The 22,720-nt window shown below is 60.6% G+C and carries 21 protein-coding genes and 1 pseudogene; 11 read left to right on the top strand and 11 right to left on the bottom strand.

Translation table 11 applies throughout. The features are described 5' to 3' along the window. Nucleotides 1-21: 21 nt before the first annotated feature. Nucleotides 22-486 (bottom strand): glycine zipper 2TM domain-containing protein, encoded by a 465-nt coding sequence (locus tag J3D54_RS14885; protein WP_253419425.1) that lies wholly within the window; start codon nucleotides 484-486, stop codon nucleotides 22-24. Between the two features lie 169 nt (nucleotides 487-655). Here J3D54_RS14885 and J3D54_RS14880 point away from each other — a divergent pair. Next, nucleotides 656-893, top strand: a pseudogene (locus tag J3D54_RS14880) (hypothetical protein). Between the two features lie 5 nt (nucleotides 894-898). Here the strand turns inward: J3D54_RS14880 and pdxH are convergent. The 5 genes from pdxH to dinG all read right to left on the bottom strand — a co-directional run bounded on the left by pdxH (nucleotide 899) and on the right by dinG (nucleotide 8,825). Then, complete coding sequence (gene pdxH / locus J3D54_RS14875) at nucleotides 899-1,546, bottom strand: pyridoxamine 5'-phosphate oxidase (RefSeq protein WP_105348464.1); 648 nt, start codon at nucleotides 1,544-1,546, stop codon at nucleotides 899-901. Nucleotides 1,547-1,570: 24 nt separating this feature from the next. Beyond that, the gene (locus J3D54_RS14870; protein ID WP_253419423.1) at nucleotides 1,571-2,554 is read right to left on the bottom strand and encodes an OmpA family protein; all 984 of its coding nucleotides are present in this window, start codon (nucleotides 2,552-2,554) and stop codon (nucleotides 1,571-1,573) included. A gap of 115 nt (nucleotides 2,555-2,669) precedes the next feature. Further along, nucleotides 2,670-3,815, bottom strand: a complete 1,146-nt coding sequence (locus J3D54_RS14865; protein ID WP_253419421.1) for a serine hydrolase domain-containing protein — start codon at nucleotides 3,813-3,815, stop codon at nucleotides 2,670-2,672. 264 nt (nucleotides 3,816-4,079) lie between these two features. Continuing rightward, complete coding sequence (locus J3D54_RS14860) at nucleotides 4,080-6,584, bottom strand: beta-galactosidase (protein WP_253419419.1); 2,505 nt, start codon at nucleotides 6,582-6,584, stop codon at nucleotides 4,080-4,082. A gap of 96 nt (nucleotides 6,585-6,680) precedes the next feature. Next, nucleotides 6,681-8,825, bottom strand: coding sequence for an ATP-dependent DNA helicase DinG (dinG, locus tag J3D54_RS14855; RefSeq protein WP_253419417.1), 2,145 nt, complete (start codon nucleotides 8,823-8,825; stop codon nucleotides 6,681-6,683). 99 nt (nucleotides 8,826-8,924) lie between these two features. Here dinG and J3D54_RS14850 point away from each other — a divergent pair, with 99 nt between their 5' ends. Further along, entirely contained in the window at nucleotides 8,925-9,389 is a 465-nt protein-coding gene (locus J3D54_RS14850; RefSeq protein WP_253419414.1) for a CopD family protein, read from the top strand. A 223-nt stretch (nucleotides 9,390-9,612) separates the two neighbouring features. On the opposite strand, the gene J3D54_RS14845 is transcribed toward J3D54_RS14850, so the two are convergent. The 4 genes from J3D54_RS14845 to J3D54_RS14830 all read right to left on the bottom strand — a co-directional run bounded on the left by J3D54_RS14845 (nucleotide 9,613) and on the right by J3D54_RS14830 (nucleotide 12,310). Further along, complete coding sequence (locus J3D54_RS14845) at nucleotides 9,613-10,371, bottom strand: collagen-like protein (protein ID WP_253419410.1); 759 nt, start codon at nucleotides 10,369-10,371, stop codon at nucleotides 9,613-9,615. Continuing rightward, nucleotides 10,364-10,642, bottom strand: coding sequence for a DUF1145 domain-containing protein (locus J3D54_RS14840; RefSeq protein WP_253419407.1), 279 nt, complete (start codon nucleotides 10,640-10,642; stop codon nucleotides 10,364-10,366). The genes J3D54_RS14845 and J3D54_RS14840 overlap by 8 nt, the downstream gene beginning before the upstream one ends. Nucleotides 10,643-10,804: 162 nt before the next feature. After that, nucleotides 10,805-11,524 (bottom strand): OmpA family protein, encoded by a 720-nt coding sequence (locus tag J3D54_RS14835; RefSeq protein WP_253419404.1) that lies wholly within the window; start codon nucleotides 11,522-11,524, stop codon nucleotides 10,805-10,807. A gap of 90 nt (nucleotides 11,525-11,614) precedes the next feature. After that, complete coding sequence (locus tag J3D54_RS14830) at nucleotides 11,615-12,310, bottom strand: OmpA family protein (RefSeq protein ID WP_253419402.1); 696 nt, start codon at nucleotides 12,308-12,310, stop codon at nucleotides 11,615-11,617. A gap of 179 nt (nucleotides 12,311-12,489) precedes the next feature. Between J3D54_RS14830 and J3D54_RS14825 the strand changes: the two genes are divergently transcribed. The 4 genes from J3D54_RS14825 to J3D54_RS14810 all read left to right on the top strand — a co-directional run bounded on the left by J3D54_RS14825 (nucleotide 12,490) and on the right by J3D54_RS14810 (nucleotide 14,230). Continuing rightward, nucleotides 12,490-12,987: a DUF6231 family protein gene (locus J3D54_RS14825; protein WP_253419399.1), complete on the top strand. Its 498-nt coding sequence runs from the start codon at nucleotides 12,490-12,492 to the stop codon at nucleotides 12,985-12,987. Nucleotides 12,988-12,991: 4 nt separating this feature from the next. After that, nucleotides 12,992-13,468: a YchJ family protein gene (locus J3D54_RS14820; RefSeq protein WP_253419397.1), complete on the top strand. Its 477-nt coding sequence runs from the start codon at nucleotides 12,992-12,994 to the stop codon at nucleotides 13,466-13,468. A 61-nt stretch (nucleotides 13,469-13,529) separates the two neighbouring features. Further along, nucleotides 13,530-14,024: an LEA type 2 family protein gene (locus J3D54_RS14815; RefSeq protein WP_253419394.1), complete on the top strand. Its 495-nt coding sequence runs from the start codon at nucleotides 13,530-13,532 to the stop codon at nucleotides 14,022-14,024. Continuing rightward, nucleotides 14,021-14,230 (top strand): SEC-C metal-binding domain-containing protein, encoded by a 210-nt coding sequence (locus J3D54_RS14810; RefSeq protein WP_007906737.1) that lies wholly within the window; start codon nucleotides 14,021-14,023, stop codon nucleotides 14,228-14,230. Before J3D54_RS14815 ends, J3D54_RS14810 begins: the two co-directional genes overlap by 4 nt. A 199-nt stretch (nucleotides 14,231-14,429) precedes the next feature. Here J3D54_RS14810 and J3D54_RS14805 read toward each other — a convergent pair whose 3' ends face one another. Continuing rightward, on the bottom strand, nucleotides 14,430-14,987 hold the full coding sequence (locus J3D54_RS14805) for a cysteine hydrolase family protein (protein WP_253426625.1): 558 nt from the start codon (nucleotides 14,985-14,987) through the stop codon (nucleotides 14,430-14,432). Nucleotides 14,988-15,133: 146 nt separating this feature from the next. Here J3D54_RS14805 and J3D54_RS14800 point away from each other — a divergent pair, with 146 nt between their 5' ends. The 5 genes from J3D54_RS14800 (at nucleotide 15,134) to J3D54_RS14780 (ending at nucleotide 22,676) form a co-directional block, all read left to right on the top strand. Beyond that, a complete protein-coding gene (locus tag J3D54_RS14800) occupies nucleotides 15,134-15,778 on the top strand; it encodes a glutathione binding-like protein (RefSeq protein WP_253419392.1) in 645 nt (214 codons plus the stop codon). Nucleotides 15,779-16,088: 310 nt separating this feature from the next. Continuing rightward, entirely contained in the window at nucleotides 16,089-18,539 is a 2,451-nt protein-coding gene (locus tag J3D54_RS14795) for a penicillin acylase family protein (protein WP_253419390.1), read from the top strand. A gap of 252 nt (nucleotides 18,540-18,791) precedes the next feature. Beyond that, complete coding sequence (locus J3D54_RS14790; RefSeq protein ID WP_253419388.1) at nucleotides 18,792-19,823, top strand: ligase-associated DNA damage response exonuclease; 1,032 nt, start codon at nucleotides 18,792-18,794, stop codon at nucleotides 19,821-19,823. Continuing rightward, a complete protein-coding gene (locus tag J3D54_RS14785) occupies nucleotides 19,820-21,508 on the top strand; it encodes an ATP-dependent DNA ligase (protein WP_253419386.1) in 1,689 nt (562 codons plus the stop codon). The genes J3D54_RS14790 and J3D54_RS14785 overlap by 4 nt, the downstream gene beginning before the upstream one ends. Before the next feature lie 385 nt (nucleotides 21,509-21,893). Further along, a complete protein-coding gene (locus tag J3D54_RS14780; protein WP_253419382.1) occupies nucleotides 21,894-22,676 on the top strand; it encodes a transporter substrate-binding domain-containing protein in 783 nt (260 codons plus the stop codon). Nucleotides 22,677-22,720: the final 44 nt, after the last annotated feature.

Genomic DNA, 22,720 nt, shown 5'->3' with positions numbered 1-22,720 from the left:
TCTTTTACCCTACATTCCCGCTTAGTGCGAAACGCGGCTGGTCCCACCCACGGTGGAGATCCGCACGCGCTCACCCACACGGAACACTTCGTTTGGCTGAACTTCCTGCACGTAGGCGCGCATGCTACCATCGTCTTCGCGCACGGTGATTTCAACGCCTTGAGTACGGGTCAGGCCTTCTTCGGCAGCCGAGCCCACCAGGCCACCCGCTACAGCGCCGATGACCGCTGCGACGATGCTGCCGCGACCACCACCGATGGCGCTACCGCCGACACCACCCACGACTGCGCCCGCAGCGCCGCCGATTGGGGTTTTGGTGCCTTCGATTTTCACTGGACGCAGGGATTCGATGGTGCCCATGCGAATCGTCTGCACACGACGCGCTTCGTCACGGGAGTAGGAGTCACCGGTCAGGCTCGATTGGCAGCCAGTGAGCAACATCGCCATCGTGGAAAAGGAAGCAACCAGCAGAACAGACTTACGCATAGCATCAAACTCCATAGGACAGGTATCCATTAAAACCCGCAGCTTGACGCCTGTCACGGCATCGCCCGGATAAAATTGGTTTCATTCAGGCCTGGTACAGGCACTTTCTCGAACTCACCACACAGTAGCGTCACATTACGAAATCTGCGCCGCAGACCCAAGGATTTTTATGGATTACTTCATCATTGTCGTCACGACCATCGCCGGTTTGTACTTCCATTGGTGGTTGTACGTGCGGATAAAACGCTGGGGGGACCGCGATCTGGCGTTGTCACTGGCGGATAAAGACCCACAAAAAAAGAGTCTTCATGCTCCAGCAATTGGCGAACGCTCAAGCGCAGAAGATCAAGCGTCGAGACCTGCCACAGTGGCTTGAGGCCGCTGCGGCAGGGTATCCCGATCGGTAGACCGTTTAGGGAGCCAGGCGTTCACGAACCCAGTCGGCGCCCTGCAAGCGGTAGTTGAGGCGATCGTGCAGACGGCTCGGACGGCCCTGCCAGAACTCGATGCGCTCGGGTAGCAAGCGATAACCGCCCCAATGCTCGGGGCAGTGCGGCTGGGTGTCGCTGAAACGCTGCTCGGTGTCCTTGAGCAGCGCTTCCAGTTCGCCGCGATCGGCAATCACCCGGCTCTGGGGCGATGCCCAGGCACCGAGACGACTGCCCAGAGGGCGGACCTGATAGTAGGCGTCGGACTCTTCAGGCGTGACCTTCACCACCCGCCCCTCGATGCGCACCTGGCGCTCCAGGGCCGGCCAGAAAAACGTCATGGCTGCAAATGGATTGGCTGCCAATTGCTGACCTTTATCGCTTTCGTAGTTGGTGAAGAAGGTGAAGCCCTGCTCGTCCAGGCCCTTGAGCAGCAAAATGCGGCAATGCGGCCGACCGTCCTGATCGACGGTGGCCAACGTCATGGCATTCGCCTCCACCGGCGCCTGCTCGGTTTTCACCGCATCGGCGAACCACTGATGGAACAGCGCGAACGGCTCGGCCGGGGCTTGCGCCTCGGTCAGGCCATCTCGGGTGTAGTCGCGACGCATATCTGCCAAGGGCCGGGTCATGGCGCATTCCTTTTGGTTAACGAATCACTGCTTTGTGGCATCGGTGGCGGTGGTGCTCTTCGAATCGACAGCGGCTTTGGCCGGCGCGGTCTTTTTCGCGGGTGCCTTTTTGGCTGGAGCCTTGGCGGCCGCTTTCTTGGCCGGTGCCTTTTTCTTCGCCGGGGCAGCCGCTTTTTTCGCAGCAGGTGCCGGGGTCACAGGCGTGGCCGCTGGCTTGACGTCTTGCGCGACGACCTTGGTCAGCGGCGCCGGAGCCGGCATGTTGTACTTGCTCAACAACGCGACCATGGTGTTTGCCGGCGTCACCAGCAACTCGACACGACGGTTCAAGGCACGACCTTCAGCACTGTCGTTGGCGGCACGCGGTGCCTCACCGCCCATGCCGCGCAGCATCAGGCGATCACGCTGCAGACCGCTGAGACGGAAGATCGCCGCCACTGCCTGGGCGCGCTCCTGGCTCAGTTTCACGTTGGCCGGTGCGGAACCCGACGTATCGCTGTGACCGAGTACCAGCACGGCAGTCTTTGGGTCGGCTTCGAGGATTTTCGCGACATGGGTGAATGGGCCAAGGGTCACCGGCAGCAACATGGCCGGACGGTCAGGGTTGAACGAGCCTTCTACCGGAGCCGTGACGACCAGCACGTTTTCACGGCGTTCGAGTTGCAGGTTGCTGCCCTTGATCGCCTCGCGCAGGCGCGGTTCATAGTCGTCGAGCCAGGCCTGGGTGACTTTCGGGTCGGGCATCGGCACGACTTTGGCGGTGCTCTGCTCCTTGCCGCCGAACGGCCACCACCATTTGCCACCGGCATCGGCTTCAGTCTTGGCGACGGGTGCTGTGGCAGCAGGTTTCAGGGGCGCCGGGGCCGGGGCGGGTTCTTTAGTCGCAACCTTGTCGGAAGAACCGAACGGCCACCAACTGCTGCCACCTGCGGCATCATTTTGTGGGGTTTGTGCACAACCGGTGATAGCGAAGCACAGGGCCAGGGCGAGGGTTTTATTGGACGACATTGGATATCCACAAAATGAGGTAATGAAAAGTCAGACCGGAGTTGCCCCCGGTTAAACAGACGCTTTGAAACCACAAAAGCTTTCGGGTTCCGGCCCTGGCCCCCTTAAGCGTGATTTACAGACAAGTGGCCAGTACTCGCACAAGTTTTTGGGCTCGTGGATCCATCAAGACGTACGGTCCCAGGGTATTTGTCACAAAGCCGAAGGCCACATCATGCTCCGGATCGGCAAAACCGACGGAGCCGCCAGCACCCGGGTGACCGAACGCCCGTGGGCCGAGGCCGTAGGTGGCGTTGGGGACGTCCGGTTGATCGAGCATGCAACCCAGGCCGAAGCGGGTCCGGGTCAATAAAGTCTTGTCTTCGCCAACGCTGTGTTCACGGGTCAGCTCGTCGAGCATTTCGCTTTCCAGCAGGCTGCCATCGAGCAGACCGGCGTAGAAACCGGCCAGGCTGCGGGCATTGCCATGGCCATTGGCGGCCGGCTGCTGCATGCGCCGCCATTCCGGTTTGTTGGTGCTGGTCATGATTGAAGGCGGGTTGGTGAAGGCCCGAGTAGTCATGGCCGTCGGTTCACGCATGGTCACTTGCAGCAAGCGCTGGGCCGCGGCATCGCCGACGTTGCCTTTACCACGGGCGATGTGCGCCACGCGATGGAACTCTCTGTCGGCAAGGCCAACGTGGAAATCCAGCCCCAAAGGCTTGGCGACCCGCGCCACGATGGACTCGCCCGGCCCACGACCATCGGCACGACGCAGCAATTCGCCAACCAGCCAGCCATAGGTGATTGCCGCATAACCGTGACCTTCACCCGGCGTCCACCACGGCGTTTCGGCGGCCAGGGCATCGACCATGGTGTGCCAGTCGTAAAGCGCTTCAGGGGGCAGCAACTCGCGCAGGGCCGGCAGTCCGGCCTGATGGCAGAGCAATTGGCGCAGGGTCACGGATTCTTTGCCGGCAGCGGCAAATTCGGGCCAGTAACGGGCGACCGGGGCATCGAGTTGCAGCTTGCCTTCAGCCACCAATTGCAGCGCCGTCACGGCGGTGAAGGTTTTGGTGCAGGAGAACAGGTTGGCGATGGTGTCGCTGTGCCAGGCCTCATGGCCATCCTTGTCGGCGGTACCGGCCCAAAGGTCGAGGACGGTTTCACCACCGATCCGGATGCACAACGCCGCGCCACGTTCCTGAGGATCGTCGAACAGTGCTGCAAACGCCTCGCGCACCGCTTCGAACTTAAGCTCGTAATGACCCTGAATCTGCACCCGCAACTCTCCCGGATAAACGCTCTACAAAGTGGCCCGCATTGTTCCAGTCCTTGAGGGATTTGGGAACAAGATCGGGCTGGGTGGTCGCCCAATTATGGAAATGCCACAGACATCAACGATGCGATCCCTGTGGCGAGGGGGCTTGCCCCCGTTCGACTGCTAAGCGGTCGCAAAAACCTGTATTCGCGGTGCATCTGTAAGCATGGGGGCCGCTTCGCAGCCCAACGGGGGCAAGCCCCCTCGCCACGGGTCTATAAGAACTCAGTGACCATTGCCCGAATGCCCACCCGCATGGCCAGCACCCTTGCCCGGGCCTTTGCCTGCCTCGCCTTTCCTGCCGCCCTCGAGATCATGACTGGCTTTATCCGCTTCAGCGCGGGCCTTCTCGGCTTCTTTGCCGAGTTGATCAATGATCTGCACATTGCTTTTACGCACACTGTCGACAAAGCCCTGGAACGGCAAATCAGTGATGCCCACCAGACCGAAGTGCCCGTTTTCGCCATCCAGCAGGCGACCGGTCACCGGTTGGTCGAGGTACTGGAACCAATGCACCCCGACAATCGACGGTTCGCTCATCGCCTGTTTGAGGAAGTGGGCGTAGGCCGTGCCACGGTCTTCTTCCTTCGCCAGCTGCGTCACGCCACCCCAGAACGGGCCGCGATCCGCCGAGCCGAAATTGAACTCGGTGATCAGCACCGGTTTGTCCAGGCTGCGCAGTTTGGCGAAGTCGTAACCATCCTGAGGTTGCAGGGTGTACATGTTGAAGCTCAATACGTCGCAGTATTGCGCACAGGACTCGACCGCCTCAGGGGAACTGACGGCAAAGCGCCCCCCCAGCAACAACTGGTTCGGCGCATGCCATTTGAGCGAGTCGGAAACGGTCTTGAAGTAGGTGTCGGCGAAGACCTTCTGGAAGTATTTGAAGTCGGCTTCGATTTCCGGGTGTTCGGCGCTCGGCAGCGGCGGCACGAAACCAGGGTCTTCCATCAATTCCCAGGCTGGCAGATCAATGCCCCAGGCTTTCGACAACCCCTCCTGGTTGCGGTATTTGTCGCGTAATTGTTTGAGGAAGGCGCGTTTGGCCGGCACGTCGGTGGTCATTTTCAAGGTGCCGTAGGCCAGCGCATAGCGGGCCTTCGGGTCGTCACCGGGACCGGCCCAGGCCAGTTCGTTGTCGGCGAAGTAACCGATCAGCCACGGATCGTCGCGATGATCCCGGGCAGCAATGGCCACGGCGCGTTCGGTAGCCATGGCGAAACGCGGATCGAACGGGTCGGGCATGCCGCCCCACCAATCGGTGCCGGTGCTGATGCTGGCGTAATCGCCGACGATCGACAGCGGCAAGGTGTATGGCACACGGTCAGCGTTGCCCAACACCGGTGCGCTCCAGTTGCCGAGCGTATTGAAACCCCAGGCCTGCAGACGGTCGAGGGTGTGACTGGCCCAGCGTTGCTCGTCGACAGCCACTTTGCAGGGCTCGACGGCCGCATTTTTGACCGACGCTTCAACCGCGCCAGTCTTGGCCGCTTCGGCTACACCGGCGCTAGACTCGGTGGGCGCAGGAGCGGCTGATTGTTCGGCGGCCTTGTCAGCCGTCGCCTCCACCGCCTCGGCCTTGGCTGCTTCGGCAACACCGGCCTTGATATCACCGCCCGGTGCGCAAGGTTTGCCGTACAGCCGCTGTAGGTTGGCGCCATAAAAATCGTACCAACGACCGGCGCTGTAGCCTCGGCCTTGATCGGCACCATTGCCGCCACGGTTATCGCCTTCGCCATAGTGGCTGGCCAGGGGTTCGTCGGGTTTGGGCAGGGACTCGAACATCCACTCGCGCCCGGCGACGTAGGTCTGGTTGACGCTCGGAGTCACGGTGTTGACGCCGAGGGAATAGAACGGATGCCCTTCCGGAGTCACCAGGTACCAGCGACCGTCACGCTTTTCGGTGCGGAAAAAGCCGCTGGCCTTGAACACCGGGCCTTTATTCAAGCCGCCAAACTTGTCCAGGGATGCCTTCTCACGCTCGGCCAGCCAGGTTTTCAGTTGTTGCTGTTCTTTGCCAGCGGCGGATTTCAGTTGTTCGTCGTTGCTGATCTTCTCCGGCCATTTGGCCCGGGTCGATTGACCGTAAGCGTCCACCAGACCGCCATAAGCGGCTTTGGTCACGGCCTCGCCGTCCTGCACGCCGAAGCGCTCGAGCAGGATGCTTTGGGCGACTTTCGGCTGATCCATCGACAAGGTCACCGACACCACCTGGCTGCGATCCAGCTCACCGGTGCTGCTGGCCAGCAATACACGCTGCCCTTCGAAGTTGATCGGCATTGGCGGGCCGGCTTTCATGCCCTGGCTCAGCGGCGAACTCGGCTGCAGCGGCACCAGCAAGGTCTGCGCCGGGCCGGCCGGCAGATCGACACGGCTGACCAGGGTCTTGCCGTCGTTGCTCTGGATTTTCACGTACAGGGTCACGGCCCAGTCCATCGCGCTCTGGATCCGCAAACTCATGACGCCCGACTGCGACCAGTCCCAGGCACCGGTCTGCGGCGTCAGGCGCAAAGTCGGCTGGGCAACCGGATTGAAGGTCACACGGCGCAGCACTTCGCCTTCGGCCGTTTGCTCCGCATTGGATTGCGGCAGGCTGGCGTCCTGAGTCGCCACCTGAACCACGTCAGCAGGACGCACAAAGTTGAACAGCGTCTGCTGGCCGGCAGGGGCCGCCAGCAAAGGCGCTGCGAACATCAAGGCAAAAACAGCGGGCAACGAACGGCGAATCATAAGAACGTGGTTCTCCCTAACGACCATCAATGGGCCAGTGGAAAGGCAGTGGCAGTGAGGTAGACAACGCGGTGGGCAAATTTGCCCACCGGCGCATCAGGAAATTTCACGACGAAATGGCGGCAATGCATTGAGAATAGCTTTACCGTAGCGCTGCGTGACCAAACGACGGTCGAGCAAGGTGATGGTGCCGCGGTCTTCTTCGGTACGCAGCAGGCGGCCGCAGGCCTGGACCAGTTTCAGCGAGGCGTCCGGCACGGAGATTTCCATGAACGGGTTACCGCCGCGAGCCTCGATCCACTCAGCCAGTGCGGCTTCGACCGGATCGTCGGGCACCGAGAATGGAATCTTGGCGATCACCACGTGTTCGCAGTAGGCACCGGGCAAATCCACGCCTTCGGCGAAACTCGCCAGGCCGAACAGCACGCTGGAATCCCCGCCATCGACCCGTGCCTTGTGCTTGTTCAGGGTTTCCTGTTTCGACAGGTTGCCTTGAATGAACACTTGCTTGCGCCAGTCGCGATCCAGCCCGTCGAACACGTCCTGCATCTGTTTGCGCGAGGAGAACAGCACCAAGGTGCCACGGGAGCCCTCGACCAGTTCCGGCAAGTCGCGAATGATCGCCGCGGTGTGAGCCGGTGCATCGCGCGGGTCGGCTTTCAGGTCCGGCACCCGCAGCACACCGGCGTCGGCATGATGGAACGGGCTCGGGACCACTGCGGTCACGGCGGTTTTAGGCAGGCCGGCGCGCATGCGGAAACGGTCGAAGGCGCCAAGAGCGGTCAGGGTCGCCGATGTCACCAGCGCCCCGTAAGCCACGTTCCACAGGTTGCGCCGGAGCATGTCCGCCGCGAGGATCGGGCTGGCATTGACCTCGATATCGAACAGCGAACCGCTTTCGGCCAGGGTCAGCCAACGGGCCATGGGCGGGTTATCTTCCGGGTCTTCGACGGTGAAGGCGGTCCACAACTCCCAGTTGCCCGAAGAGCGCGACAGCAGGCTACCGAACAGTGGATACCATTCTTCGGCCTGGTTGCTGGCGATGCCGATGTTGACCTCGCCGTCCATGCCTTCCTTGAGCAGTTCGGTGAGCCGGGTGAACAGGTCGGTCAGCCGGGCAAAGCCCTTTTTCAGCTCGATGCCCATTTCACGCATGTGCTCAGGAATCACTCCACCGACGAAACGGTGACGCGGTCGCTCGCGGCCTTCGACGTCTTCGCCGGGCTTGAAGTCGGCAACCTGCTCACAGGCACTGAACATGAACTGCTGTTGGGTCTTGATCTCCCGCGCCAGCTCCGGCACCTGCTCGATCAACTTGCCCAGATCGCCCGGCAACGGGTGCTGGGCCAGCAATTTGGTGAGGTTCTTGGCGGTGGTTTCCAGCCAGTCGGCGGTGGAACGCAGGCGTGTGTAATGGGCGAAGTGGCCGATGGCCTTGTCCGGCAGGTGATGGCCTTCGTCGAACACGTAAATCGTGTCACGCGGATCCGGCAGAACCGCACCGCCGCCCAGGGCCAGGTCGGCCAGGACCATGTCGTGGTTGGTGACGATCACATCGACCTTGCCCATGCCTTCGCGGGCCTTGTAGAAAGCGCACTGGCCGAAGTTGGGGCAATGGCGGTTGGTGCACTGGCTGTGATCGGTGGTCAGGCGCGCCCAGTCGGCGTCTTCGAGCGCGGTGGACCAACTGTCGCGGTCGCCGTCCCACTTATTGCCGGCAAGTTTCTCGATCATGCTGGTGAACAGCTTCTGACTGGCCTCATCGACCTCGATCTTGAAGCCTTCTTCTTCGAACAGCTGGGCGGTGGCGGTTTGCGCGTGACCTTCCTGGAGCAACATGTCGAGCTTGGACAGGCACATGTAGCGCCCTCGGCCCTTGGCGAGGGCGAAGCTGAAATTCAGCCCGCTGTTGCGCATCAGGTCGGGCAAATCCTTGTAGACGATCTGCTCTTGCAGGGCCACGGTGGCCGTGGCGATCACCAGACGCTTGCCGGCGGCCTTGGCAGCGGGGATGGCCGCCAGGCTGTAGGCCACGGTTTTGCCGGTACCGGTGCCGGCTTCCACCGCGACAATCGCGGGGTCGCCACTGCGCCGACCTTCGTCGTCGGTGTCGATGTCACCGAGGACTTTGGCAATTTCGGCGATCATCAGGCGTTGGCCGTAGCGCGGTTTGAGGCTCTTGGCTTCGAGAAAACGCGAGTAAGCGCCCTGGATCGTGGTTTTGAGTTCAGTGCTGATCATGGATTGTCGGGCGCAAAAAAGGCTGGATAAATTTTCAGTGGTTCGGATCGGCCGCTATCATACCCCGCTAATTAATCCCGCGCAGAACGGAGTACCTCAATGACACCTTTTGGCATCGTTTATACCCTGCATGTCCTGGCCGCGTTGATGTGGGTCGGCGGCATGTTTTTCGCCTGGATGGTCCTGCGCCCGGCGGCGATGAAGGCGCTGGAAGGCCCTGCCCGGTTGAAGCTGTGGGTGGAAGTGTTTCAAGGTTTTTTCCGCTGGGTCTGGGTCGCGGTGGTGCTTTTGCCGATCAGCGGTGTGGGCATGATTCATTTGCAGTTCACCGGGTTTGAAGCGGCACCGCGGTATGTGCAGGCGATGATGGGATTGTATGTGGTGATGACGGCGCTGTTCATCCGGATTCAGGCATTGCTGTTGCCGGAACTGCGCACGGCGGTAGCGGCTCAGGATTGGCCGACGGGCGCGGCGACGCTGGGCAAGATTCGCCGGTTGGTGGGAGTTAACCTGATGGTCGGATTGGTGCTGGTGGCGATTGCTGCGGCTCGGCCGATGTTCTGAGGCGGCTCGTGGTGACGGACTTGCCTGTGAAAATGGCTTTTCTGTGGCGAGGGGGCTTGTCGGAACGCCGCACCGCCCCGTTCGGCTGCGAAGCAGTCGTAAACCAGTCACCGCATTCATTCAGAAAAAATGGGATCGCTGGTTTTGGGGCCGCTTCGCGACCCAACGGGGGCAAGCCCCCTCGCCACAGAAGCTCCATCACCACAGAGTGATTTGTGAGTTCTTACAACCGCTGAATGCTCACCGAACCTGCCGCCCCGGCAGGCCCTGGCTGGCCGTCGACACCGGGGCGACCGCTCTTGCCGCCATCGGCTTTATAGACAATGCAGCCCTTGGCCTTGCCGCCCGCTCCCGGTTTGCCACCCGGTCCGGCCGCGCCACCGACACCGCCCTCCACCTCGACCTTGATCTGCTGCGCCGGATAGTCACGCGGCACTTCCAGCCGAACCAGCGCCCCCGGCGCACCTGGCTGGCCGTCGCTGCCATCACTGCCGTCGGCGCCGCGACCAGCCTGGCCCCAGGTGCAACCCGGTGCTTGGCCGTTGGCCCCGTCAAGACCGACAAAACCCGGGGCGCCCGCGCCACCGCGAGCGTCCACCAACAATTGCGGCGCCTTCAGCGCTTTGATCTGCACATTCAGATTGCGCCCTGAGCGGGCGGCCTTGAGATACGTTCCGGGAGCGCCCCGCGCTGTGATCTGGCTGCCTTCGGCAAACTCGGCACGGTTGACCTTCAGTTCCAGAGCCTGTTCGCTCGGCACAACGGCGATCCGCGCGTCGCGCCCCAGGTGCAGCTCCCCGACCGTCACTTCGGTCACGTTCGAGGGGATTAATAAAGTGCCGTAATCGGCGACTTCCAGTCGTTCCAGTTGCAAGGAACTGGCAGTGTTGGGCAAGCGCATCAGCGAATTGGTTTCGACACTCACCACTTGGGCGCAGGCCAATGGGCTGATGAGTGCGGCAAGCAGACAGAGTTTACGCATGGGAAGCCTTCGCAGTGGCCGGGGCCGGAATGGTTTGCAGGTGATAAACGCCGAAAAAGACAATCTTCAGGCGATCACGCCAGGGGTGGGCTCTACCTTTGAGGCTGCGATTGCAGAACACCAGCTCCAGAAGATGAGCCAGCGCCAACAGGCTGCCGGTCAGGTTGACCAACAGGTGCAGTGGACGAACAAACGGTATGAGCAGATTGACCAGCACCACCAACCAGAACAACAGGGTCAACAACTTCCCCAGCCCCCAAAACACCTTCATACGCTCCCCCGTCGAGAATTTTTATTTGCACGCACAGTAACGGCATACGCGCGGGATAAGCCAGAGGGCAGCAGAAAATTCTTCCGAAAGGCATCGAATGGCCGCCGGACCCACCTTGATGGTCATCCGACGGCTCTATCACGGGCCTCTTGATCGCCGAGCCTAGCGATTGATGTGCAACTCCACGCGACGATTCTGCGCCCGCCCCTCTTCCGTGTCGTTATCGGCCACCGGCTGGGCTTCGCCCCGTCCTTCGCTAGTGATTTTGTTCGGTGCCAGCCCCTGGCTCAACAGGTAGGCCGCCACGCTGCTGGCACGCCGTTCCGACAGTTTCTGGTTATAGGCGTCCGAACCCTGGCTGTCGGTATGGCCGACGACCTTGACGCTCACCACATCGGCGCTCTGCAATTTGGGCATCAGCGAATCGAGCGCGCTGCGTGCTGCGGGCGTCAGGTCGGATTTGTTGTACGCGAACAACACTTTACTGCTCAGGGTGATGACTTCGGATTTCGCGGCTTCGGGTTCAGCCGGTTTCACGCTGGCCGGGTACTGCGGCAGCGGACAACCGTGATGATCGACAGGTGTATTGGCAGGCGTATCGGGGCAGCGATCGCGGCGATCGAAGACACCGTCGCCGTCTTCATCGCCATCCTGGGCATAACAGATCAAGCCACCGGTCAAGATGCCAAGCGCCGCTCCGCCTGCCGCCCAACCGCCACTTTCGATCGCGCCCAAACCGCCGCCAACCAGTCCGCCAATGACACTGCAGATCGGCCAGGTACGTTGATTCAAGGGGGCAGTGCCATCGCTGTGAGTCGCGCAACCGGTCAGAAGGCTGCCAAGCAGCAGAACCGGCAAGACGGTCCTTGTGAGAACGCTCATTGTGAATGCTCCTGTGTCACCGGCTCATACCGGTCACACAGGAGTAAAGACCCGCATCCGCGACTGTACAAGCCGCGGAATACAAGGGGGTTAGCGGTCGATTTTGATTTCCGTACGCCGGTTCAGCGCGCGGCCGTCAGCGGTTTTGTTATCGGCCACTGGCTGGCTTTCACCGGCACCGGTCACAGACACGAAACTGCTGCGTGGCACGCCTTGGGAAATCAGGTATTCCACTACCGAATGGGCGCGCTTGTCCGACAGTTTCTGGTTGTACTTATCGCTGCCGACGCTGTCGGTATGACCGGTCACGGTCAACCGGGCGCTGGCGGGTTCCTGTTTCAGGCGCGTGGCAACGGTGTTGAGTACCTCTTTATCGGAAGGGGTGAGCTTGGCCGAGTCGAACTGAAAGTGAACATCACGGATAACGATGACTTCTTCCTTGACCACCGCCTTCTCTTCGACCACTGGCGCAGGCGCGGGTGGAGGACAGCCGTCGGCATCGACTCGCACGCCTCTAGGTGTGTGCGGGCACTTGTCGCGGCTGTCCGGCACGCCATCGCCGTCTTCGTCGCCATCGCCATGCACCCAGCAATACGCTGCTGCCGTGCCGCCGACCAGCAGCGCGCCATACCCCGCCCATGAAGAGCTCTCTGTCGCACCGAGCCCCGCACCGACGACACCACCGACCGCAGCACAGGTCGGCCAGTCGGTTTTCTGCAAACCTGCGCAACCAGTCAACACACTGGTTAGCAGAACCAAAGGTAATGCTGTCCGAACTATGCTCATCTAGTTTTCTCCTGAGGGATCGGCTAATAACCGATTTCAAGGAGTAAAGACTGGACTTTTAATCTCCGCCAGCAATAGGCCATTGCTGTTTCGCCCTATGTTCGCGGAAGATCGCTGCTTTTTGCTTAAACCCACTCTGCAAGACAAGTTAGTCTTGGCGTTCTGATTGAGGATTTTCGATGATTGCAGGTATTTCTTCGCGCACGCCCCAACAGGCGTTGGCCGCTTTGCTTGATCGTTACGCCCCGACGCGTCTGTTGCTGATTGGCGCCAGTGAGTTCCCCGCGCTTGAGGCGTTCAAACTCGCGCACCCGCAGAGCATCGTCGCCTTTGCCGCACCCGGACCACTGCCGGCCGAACTGGCGGCGCAGCGGTTTGATCTGGCGCTGGTGGTCGATTGCCTCGAACACTTGCCCAAGCGCGACGGCCTGAATCTGCTCGGCGGAATACGCAACCTCAATGCCAGTCGCATTGCGGTGCTGGCCGACTTGCCGGCCAGCGGTTGGCAAGAGACGGATTTTTTCTCCCTGGCCTTGCAAGCCAGCGAACGCTTCCAGCGCGATGATCAAGTGTTGACGCTGTTTACCTACGATCTGCTTGACTACAAACAGGTGCCCGACTGGCTCAACTCACGCTTCTGGGCCAATCCGGAAAACTTCGGGAAATACTGGTGGTAACGCAATGAGTACATCCATTTGCCCTTGCGGCAGCGGCACGCTGCTCGATGCCTGCTGCGGCCATTACCATGCCGGCCATCCGGCCCCTAGCGCCGAGGTCCTGATGCGTTCGCGCTACAGCGCCTATGTACTGGGGCTGATCGACTATCTGGTGACCACCACCCTGCCCGCGCAACAGGCCGGCCTGGATCGCCAGTCGATCAGCGATTGGAGCGCCCAAAGCACCTGGCTGGGCCTGGAGGTGGAAAGCGCCGAGGTCTTCGGCGGCCAGCCGGAGCACGCCTTTGTCACCTTTACCGCTCGCTGGCACGACAGCAGCGGCGAACACAGCCACCGAGAACGTTCGTCATTTGTCCAGAACGCCGGCCGCTGGTACTTCATCGACCCTACCGTGCCACTCAAGGCCGGGCGCAATGATGCGTGCCCGTGCGCCAGCGGGCAGAAGTTCAAGAAGTGTTGTGCAAGTTATTTCGGCGCTTGAGGTGCCCCTGTAGCAGCTGTCGAGCTTGCGAGGCTGCTGCTACAAAAGGAGAAATACGACCATGACCACCCGCCGGCGCGCATTGCAGCTAACCGCCCTGCTTCTGTTCCTGGGACTCGGCGGCTGCGCCTCGTGGTTCAGCAACGACCTGCCGGATCCACAAGTGCATCTGGTCAAGGTCGAGGTGGTCCGGGCCAAGTTGCTGGAGCAGAAATTCCTGCTGCATTTTCGCGTCGACAACCCCAATGACGAAGACCTGACGGTGCGCGCTCTGGAATATCGCATTCACCTGGGGGACATCCTGCTGGCCGAAGGCGAACACGAACATTGGTTCACTGTCGGCCCCAAACGCAGCGCCTATTTCAAGGTACCGATCCGCACCAACCTGTGGCCCAAAGTCCGGGACCTGGTGAAATTACTGAAAAAACCCGACCAACCCATCCCCTATCGCCTGGAAGGAACGCTGGAAACCGGTTTATTCATCGCGCACTACGTGCACCTGGCGCGCAATGGCGTGATAATCGCCGCCGATTTAATTCCGGAGCGACCCCGATGACTCAGCAACCCCACGTCCATGGCCCTGACTGCAACCACGATCATGACCATCACGACCACCATGATCACGACCATGGCCATGTCCACGGCCCAAACTGCGGCCACGCCCACCAGGAACCGGTGCGCAATGCCTTGAAAGACGTCGGCCGTAACGACCCTTGCCCGTGCGGCAACGGCAAGAAATTCAAGAAGTGCCACGGCGCTTGAGGCTTCGGGCGAGCGTTTTTCTCGCCTTTTGAATCGCTATCGCGGGCAAGCCCGCTCCCACAGGGGTTATCGTCGTTCACAGATTCCGCGTACGACACAAATCTCTGTGGGAGCAGGATTGCCCGCGATGACGGTGGTACATCCAACATCCCCGAGCCTGACACACCGCTATCGCGAGCAAGCGCGCGCCCACAGGTGTTCAGCCAGTCTTTAATATTTCTGCGGTGCTGACGACCGTCGCATATTCCCCATGCAAATTCCCCAGCGACATCGCATGCACTTCTTCGGCGCAATGGGCATTGCCGAAAAAGTCCGCCTTGTCGAAGGTAAAGCACGCATCCTCCGCCACCCACGCCTCAAACCCCAGATTCCCGGCCGTTCGCGCCGTAGACTCCACTGAGTTATGGGTCGCCACGCCAACGATGATCACCTGATCAATCTCCGCCTCGCGCAGACTCGCTTCCAGCCCGGTCGAACAAAATGCATCCGGCACCTGCTTCTGAACCACTTGCTCGCCGCTCAAGGGTTGAAAACGTTCTTGAAACTCCACCCCCGATTGCTGCGGCCAGAACACCGAATCCGCTGAGCGGGAAAGGTGCTGCACATGAATCACCGGCCGCCCGGTTCGACGCCAGTGCCCCAGCAATTCCAGGATGCGCTCTTCGGCCTGAGGGTTGTTTCGACGCCCCAACCTGGGATGCAGGATGCCTTTTTGTTGATCGATGATGATCAGCGCCGCGTTGGTCTTAAGCTCCATGCCGTCTTTTCTCATGCGAGATCATTGAATTATCCGCACTTCAGCATCACCTCTTGCTACTGGCAAGCCATCAAACGCAAACAGGACGACCTGATGCCGACGGTCGCTGTCCGTACCTGACGATGTCTCTTGATGTGGAGTACTTCATGATCGACCTGTATTACTGGACCACCCCCAACGGCCACAAGATTTCGCTATTCCTGGAAGAAGCCGGCCTGCCGTACAACGTTTACCCGATCAATATCAGCCAGAACGAGCAGTTCAAACCCGAATTCCTGAAAGTCTCGCCGAACAATAAAATCCCGGCCATCGTCGACCATGAGCCGGCCGACGGCGGTGCTCCATTGTCGGTGTTTGAGTCGGGGGCGATTCTTCAGTACCTGGCGGAGAAAACCGGCAAGTTTTTGCCCAAGGACCTGCGCGGGCGCCAGCAAGCGCTGCAATGGCTGTTCTGGCAGATGGGCGGCTTGGGGCCGATGGCCGGGCAGAATCATCACTTCAGCCGGTTCGCGCCGGAGAAAATCCCTTACGCGATCAAGCGCTACATCGACGAAACCGCCCGCCTGTATGGAGTGCTCGACAAACAACTGGCGAATAATGACTTTGTTGCCGGCAGTGAATACAGCATTGCCGACATGGCGATCTACCCGTGGATCGTTTCCCATAAATGGCAGAGCCAGAACCTGGAAGACTTCCCCAACGTGCTGCGCTGGTTCAACCACATCCAGAACCGCCCGGCGACGGTAAAGGCGTATGCGTTGGTGGCCAAGGTCAACCCGCCGAAATCCTGAGGAAAACCCGAACCCTGTAGTGGGGAAGCTTGTTGTGGCAGGGGGCTTGTCGGACCGCCGCACCGCCCCGTTCGGCTGCGCAGCAGTCGTGGAACCTGCCACCTCGTTTCTTCAAGTAAACAGGGTGATTGTTCTTGGGACCGCTGCGCGCTCCAACGGGGGCAAGCCCCCTCGCCACGGGGGCGCGTCGCTCGCCAGTCAGGGTTTATCAGACATTTCCTGAAATAACCTCATACCCCGCTTGCGCGGCCACCTCCTGCTCACTAACGTAGCGCCTTTATCGCGTCACTACCCCCGCAGGAGCTTTGCCATGGCCTCGCCAGCCCTTACACATTTTCTTCCCCGGTTCGGCGTTGCCGCAGCAGTGGCCGGTGTTTTGAGCCTGACCGGTTGTCAGACCTGGAACGCCCAGGACACCCTCCCGCCCACCTCTGGCGTGCAAGCGCTCAAGGGTCTGGCGCAGAACGTTTCGGTTCGTCGCAATGCCATGGGCATGCCGCTGATCGAGAGCAACAGCTTCCACGATGCCCTGTTCACCCTCGGCTACGTGCACGCCAGCGACCGCATCAGCCAAATGGTCACTCTGCGCCTGTTGGCCCAGGGCCGTCTGGCGGAGATGTCCGGCGCGGACCTGCTCGATGCCGACCGCTACATGCGTGCGGTCAATCTGAAGAAAAGCGCGGATGAGCTGTATAAGGCCTCGTCGCCACGCCTCAAGCGGTTCTTCGAAGTCTATGCCCGCGGGGTCAACGCCTACCTGTTCCGCTATCGCGACAAACTGCCTGCGGACCTCGCGGCCACCGGCTACAAGCCTGAATACTGGAAGCCGGAAGATTCGGCGCTGATATTCTGCCTGCTGAATTTCAGCCAATCGGCGAACCTGCCGGAAGAAATTTCCTCGCTGCTGCTGGCCCAGACCGTCAGCACCGACAAGCTGGTGTGGCTGACACCTTCGGCCCCCGACGAAAAACTGCCGGTGGCTGAAGCTGAAAAACTTCAGGGCATCAAACTCACCGGGCAAATCCCAGGGCTGAACGAAATCAGCAAGGCCACCGGCCAACTGTCGGATCTGAATCTGCTGGGCGCTACCTCCTCGAACAACTGGGCGATCGCACCGCAACGCAGCCGCAGCGGCAAAAGCCTGCTGGCCAGCGACAGCCATGGACCGCTGGGCGTCCCGTCGTTGTTCAGTTACGTGCAGATTCGTGCACCGAAATACCAGGCCTCCGGCGTAACCATTGCCGGACTACCGATGGTGCTCGCTGGTTTCAACGGCAAAGTGGCGTGGAGCATGACCACGGTCATGGGCGACAACCAGGACCTGTTCCTGGAAAAAATCAAACGCCAGGGCAATGGCCTTGCCTACGAAGTGGGCGGCAAATGGCAGCCGGCGATCGTGCGCAACGAAACTTACTTCGTCAAAGGCCAGCGATCGATTCGCGAAGCGGTGTACGAAACCCGCCACGGGCCACTGCTCAACAGCGCCCAAGGCACTGCGCTTGCGAATGGTTTCGGCTTGGCCTTGCAGGCGCCGGACTTCACTGACGACAAAACCCTGGATGCGTTTTTCGACCTGTCCCGGGCACAGAGCGCCGAGAAGGCATCGGACGCCAGCCGTGAAATACGCGCCATCGCCCTGAATCTGGTGTTTGCCGATGCCAGTAACATCGGCTGGCAAGTCACCGGTCGCTACCCGAACCGTCGCGAAGGCGAAGGCTTGCTGCCGTCGCCGGGCTGGGAAGGTCGCTACGACTGGGACGGTTACGCCGACCCGATGCTCCATCCGTATGACCAGGACCCGGCACAAGGCTGGCTCGGCACCGCCAACCAGCGGGTCATTCCCCATGGCTACGGCATGCAATTGTCCAATTCCTGGGCGGCTCCGGAGCGTGGCGAACGCATGGCCGAACTGGCGGGCGTGGGCAAACACGACACCCGTAGCCTGATCGCCATGCAATATGACCAGACCACCACCTTCGCCACCAAACTGAAGAAGATGTTTGAAGCGCCGGGCATGTCCCAGCCGCTCAAACAGGCCATCGAAGCGTTGCCGGTGGCCGATCGCGGCAAGGCTCGCGAGGCTTATACCCGCTTGATGGCCTTCGACGGCAAACTCAGCCCGACTTCCGCCGACGCGGCGATTTACGAGTTGTTCCTGCAGGAAAGCACTAAACAGATTTTCCTCGACGAACTGGGCCCGGAAAGCAGCCCGGCGTGGAAAGCCTTTATCGCCAACGGCAAATTATCCTACGCCGCCCAGGCCGATCACCTGCTTGGGCGTGAGGACAGCCCGTTCTGGGATGACGTACGCACCGCGCAGAAAGAAGACAAACCGGCGATCCTGGCTCGTAGTCTCGCGGCCGCTATCAGCGCGGGTGACAGTCAGTTGGGCGGTGATCACAAAGCCTGGCAGTGGGGCAAACTGCACCGCTACGAGTGGAAAAACGCCATCGGCCAGACCGTGCGCGGTCCACTGGCGGCCGGCGGCGATCACACCACGCTCAACACCGCCTCATTCGCCTGGGGTCAGGACTTCAACACCACGCAGGCCCCGGCCATGCGCTTTATCGTCGACTTCGGCCAGGCCGAACCGCTGATGGGCCAGAACGCTACCGGCCAATCCGGCAATCCGGCCAGCCCGCACTATCTCGACAGCGTCGATGCATGGCTCAAGGGTCAATACATGAGCCTGCCGATGCAGCCGCAGAACTTTGACAAGGTGTATGGCAAGACGCGACTGACGTTGACGCCTGGCAAGTAACTCCCTCCTCGCGATAGCGGCCTCTCGTTCGATTTTATCAGCGAGCCGGACATCGTCATCGCGAGCAGGCTCGCTCCCACATTAGTTGACCGGACCAGGCGCAGATTCTGTGCATGACACCTGTTAAATGTGGGAGCGAGCCTGCTCGCGAAAGCGGCCGGATTAACGCCTTCATTTTTCCTTGAAAATAAATAGAACTTCTCGTCTCAGGCAAATCTCCTAGCTAACAGGCCTCTCCATTCTGGTAACAATATGGACCTTGTTATCGCACGTCCTGAAGGTTTGTACTGTCCGCGCGGGGATTTTTATATCGACCCGTGGCGCCCCGTCGAGCGTTCAGTCATCACCCATGCTCATAGCGACCATGCTCGCCGTGGCAATCAACACTATCTGGCGGCGGCACCGGGTGCAGGCATCCTGCGCGCGCAGCTGGGCCAGGACATCAACCTGCAAACGCTGCCCTATGGCGAGCAATTGCTGCATCACGGGGTGAAACTGAGTTTTCACCCCGCAGGCCACATGCTCGGCTCAGCCCAGGTGCGGCTGGAATGCGGCGGTGAGGTCTGGGTCGCCTCCGGTGATTACAACACAGAGCCCGACGGCGCCTGTGCACCGTTCGAACCGGTGCGCTGTCACACCTTCATCACAGAATCGACGTTTGGCCTGCCGATTTACCGCTGGCAACCCCAGGCGCAGATCCTTGCCGAGATCAATCAGTGGTGGCAGAGCAATGCCGCAGTCGACAAAACCAGCGTGCTGCTCTGCCATGCCCTCGGCAAGGCTCAGCGGATTCTTCATGGCATCGATGCCAGCCTGGGCCCCATCCTGGTGCATGGCGCGGTTGAACCGATCAATCAGTTTTATCGCCAGAGCGGTATCTATTTACCGCCAACGATTTATGCCTGCGAAGTAAAAAAGCAGGATCCGATGATGCGCAAAGCGCTGGTCCTCGCGCCGCCTGCAACTGGCGCCAGCAATTGGGCACGGCGCTTCGGCAACTACAGCGATGCCCTCGCCTGCGGTTGGATGCGTTTGCGCGGCACGCGGCGGCGGCATGGCGTGAATCGTGGTTTCGTGCTCTCCGATCACGCCGATTGGCCTGGCCTGCTCTGGGCCATCGAGCAGTCCGGGGCCGAGCGGGTGAAGGTCACCCATGGATCGATCGGCGTGCTGGTGCGGCATCTGCGCGAACAGGGCCTCGATGCCATAGGAATCGGCACCGAATACGGCGACGACGAGGGCAACGCAGCCCTCGAACCCGAGAGCGACGAGGTGCAGGCATGAAAGTCTTCGCCGAGCTGTATGCCGAACTCGATGCCACCACCTCAAGCAACGCCAAACTGGCGGCGATGCAGCATTACTTTGCCCAGGCCACGCCCGAAGACGCCGCCTGGGCGGTGTATTTGCTGGCCGGCGGGCGGCCTCGGCAAGGGGTGCCGGTACGGGTGCTGCGCGACGTGGCAATCGCGTGTTCCGGGCTCTCGCCCTGGTTGTTCGAGGAAAGCTACCTGGCGGTGGGTGATCTGGCGGAAACCATTTCGCTGGTGCTGCCCGAAACGCCTCACACGTCCACCGACAGACTGACGGTGTGGATTGAAAACAAACTGCTTCCGTTGCGCAGCGCGCCTCCGCGGGTCCTCGCCGAACGCCTGCCCGCGCTGTGGGCGCAACTGGATCGCCAGAGCCTGATGTTGTGCATCAAACTGATCACCGGTAGTTTCCGTGTCGGTGTCTCCAAATCGCTGCTCACCCGCGCCGTGGCAGCCACGGCCGGGCTCGACAGCAAATGCCTAGCGCAACGGCTGGTGGGTTACACCGACCCGTCGCACCGCCCGAACGCCGCCAGTTACCTGAAGCTGATTGCCCCTGAAGCAGCCGATGAACAGGCCCAACGGGGTGGCCAGCCCTACCTGTTTTTCCTTGCCCACGCGTTGTCGCAACCGGTTGAGCAGTTCGAAGCCCTGCTCGGCCCGGCCAGCCAATGGCAAGTGGAGTGGAAATGGGACGGCATCCGCGCCCAAGTGGTCAAGCGCGATGGGCGCTTGTGGGTCTGGTCGCGAGGTGAAGAACTGGTGACCGAACGTTTCCCTGAACTGGGCAGCCTGGTCCACGGCTTGCCCGACGGCACGGTGATCGACGGTGAAATCGTCGCCTGGAAAACCGCGCCCTCGGGCTCCGGGAACGCTTCCGGCCGGCAATCGCCAACATCGCTGGCGGTGCAGCCCTTCGCCCTGCTGCAAAAACGCGGCAGCCGTAACACACTGGACAAGAAAATCCTCAATGAGGTGCCCGTGGTCCTCCAGGCCTTTGACCTGCTGGAATGGCAGGGTCAGGATTTGCGCAACCAGACTCAGGCCGTGCGCCGCGCTCAGTTGGAACACCTCGTCACCACCTGCGCAAACCCGGTGTTACTGGCCTCGCCCATGTTGATCGGCGAAGACTGGTTCGACCTCGCACGCCAACGGGAAGCCTCTCGCAAACTGGGGGTCGAAGGCATGATGCTCAAGGCCCGCGATGCGCAGTATGGCGTCGGGCGGAACAAAGACACGGGCGTATGGTGGAAATGGAAAGTCGACCCGTTCAGTGTCGATGCAGTTTTGATCCATGCCCAGCAGGGTCATGGCCGCCAGGCCAGTCTCTACACCGATTACACCTTCGCCGTGTGGGACGGCCCACCCGATGCCAGCGAGCGAACACTGGTGCCTTTCGCCAAGGCCTACTCCGGGTTGACCAACGAAGAAATCCGCCAGATCGACAGCATCGTACGCAAGACCACGGTGGAACAATCCGGACCGGTGATCCGGGTGAAACCGAGCCTGGTGTTTGAGCTGGGATTCGAGAGCATTGCCCCGTCGAAACGGCACCCGAGCGGGATAGCGGTGCGGTTTCCGCGGATGTTGCGCTGGCGACTGGATAAATCGGTGGAAGAAGCTGACAGCCTGGCGACGTTGCAGGATTTGCTGGCCTGATCCGGTGGCGAAGGGGCAAGCCCTGATGCCGGGAAGTCAGGCACAGAACCTGTGGGAGCGTGGCTTGCCCGCGAAGAACGATGACGCGTAATACCTGAAAAACCGCGGTGCATTCTTCGCGGGCAAGCCACGCTCCTACAGTATTTGCGTCTTAACTTAACGGCCTCAGGGCTCGCCTCTCGCCACTCTGCGCACCATCCAGGCGCAGGAATCCGGCAATGCCCGTTTTCGTGCACAAATCCCGCTTTGCCATTTCCTGAGTCATCTTTTAAAACGCTTGTTCGGGACTCTGGTTCGGAAATTGCTACTTTTAATGGGTCTTACGCTTTTCAGTAACAGTACTTCTGCGCCACAAGCGCTCATATTGGTTCTTAGGGATTGAATAATGAAAAAAGCATTGCTGACCCTTTCTGCACTGGCGTTGTGCATGGCTGCCGGCTCCGCGCTGGCAAAGGAATACAAAGAATTGCGTTTTGGCGTTGACCCTTCCTACGCGCCGTTCGAGTCCAAAGCAGCCGACGGTAGTCTGGTAGGCTTCGACATCGACCTGGGCAATGCGATCTGCGCCGAGTTGAAGGTCAAGTGTAAATGGGTCGAAAGCGATTTCGACGGCATGATTCCGGGCCTCAAGGCCAATAAATTCGACGGTGTGATCTCTTCGATGACCGTCACGCCCGCCCGCGAAAAAGTCATCGACTTCTCCAGCGAGCTGTTCTCCGGCCCTACCGCCTACGTGTTCAAGAAAGGCTCCGGTCTGAGCACAGATGTCGCTTCGTTGAAGGGTAAAACCGTCGGTTACGAGCAAGGCACCATTCAGGAATCCTATGCCAAAGCCGTGCTGGACAAGGCGGGCGTGAAAACCCAGGCCTATCAAAACCAGGATCAGGTGTATTCCGACCTGACTTCCGGCCGTCTCGACGCAGCAATCCAGGACATGCTGCAAGCCGAACTGGGCTTCCTGAAGTCGCCAAAAGGCGCCGATTACGAAATCAGCAAGCCGGTCGACAGCGAATTGCTGCCTGCCAAAATAGCGATCGGTATCTCGAAAGGTAACAAAGACCTCAAGGCGCTTCTGGATAAAGGTATCAAAGCGTTACACGACGATGGCACCTACGCCACCATTCAGAAGAAACACTTTGGCGATCTGAATCTGTACAGCGGCAAATAATGCCCGGCGCCCATCTCGCGATGGGCGCTTTTTTTATCCGATCA

This window comes from Pseudomonas sp. GGS8, from assembly GCF_024168645.1.
Taxonomy (GTDB): domain Bacteria; phylum Pseudomonadota; class Gammaproteobacteria; order Pseudomonadales; family Pseudomonadaceae; genus Aquipseudomonas.
Note: the sequence above shows the minus strand (reverse complement) of the source record. Positions and strands in the feature narration are given on the sequence as shown.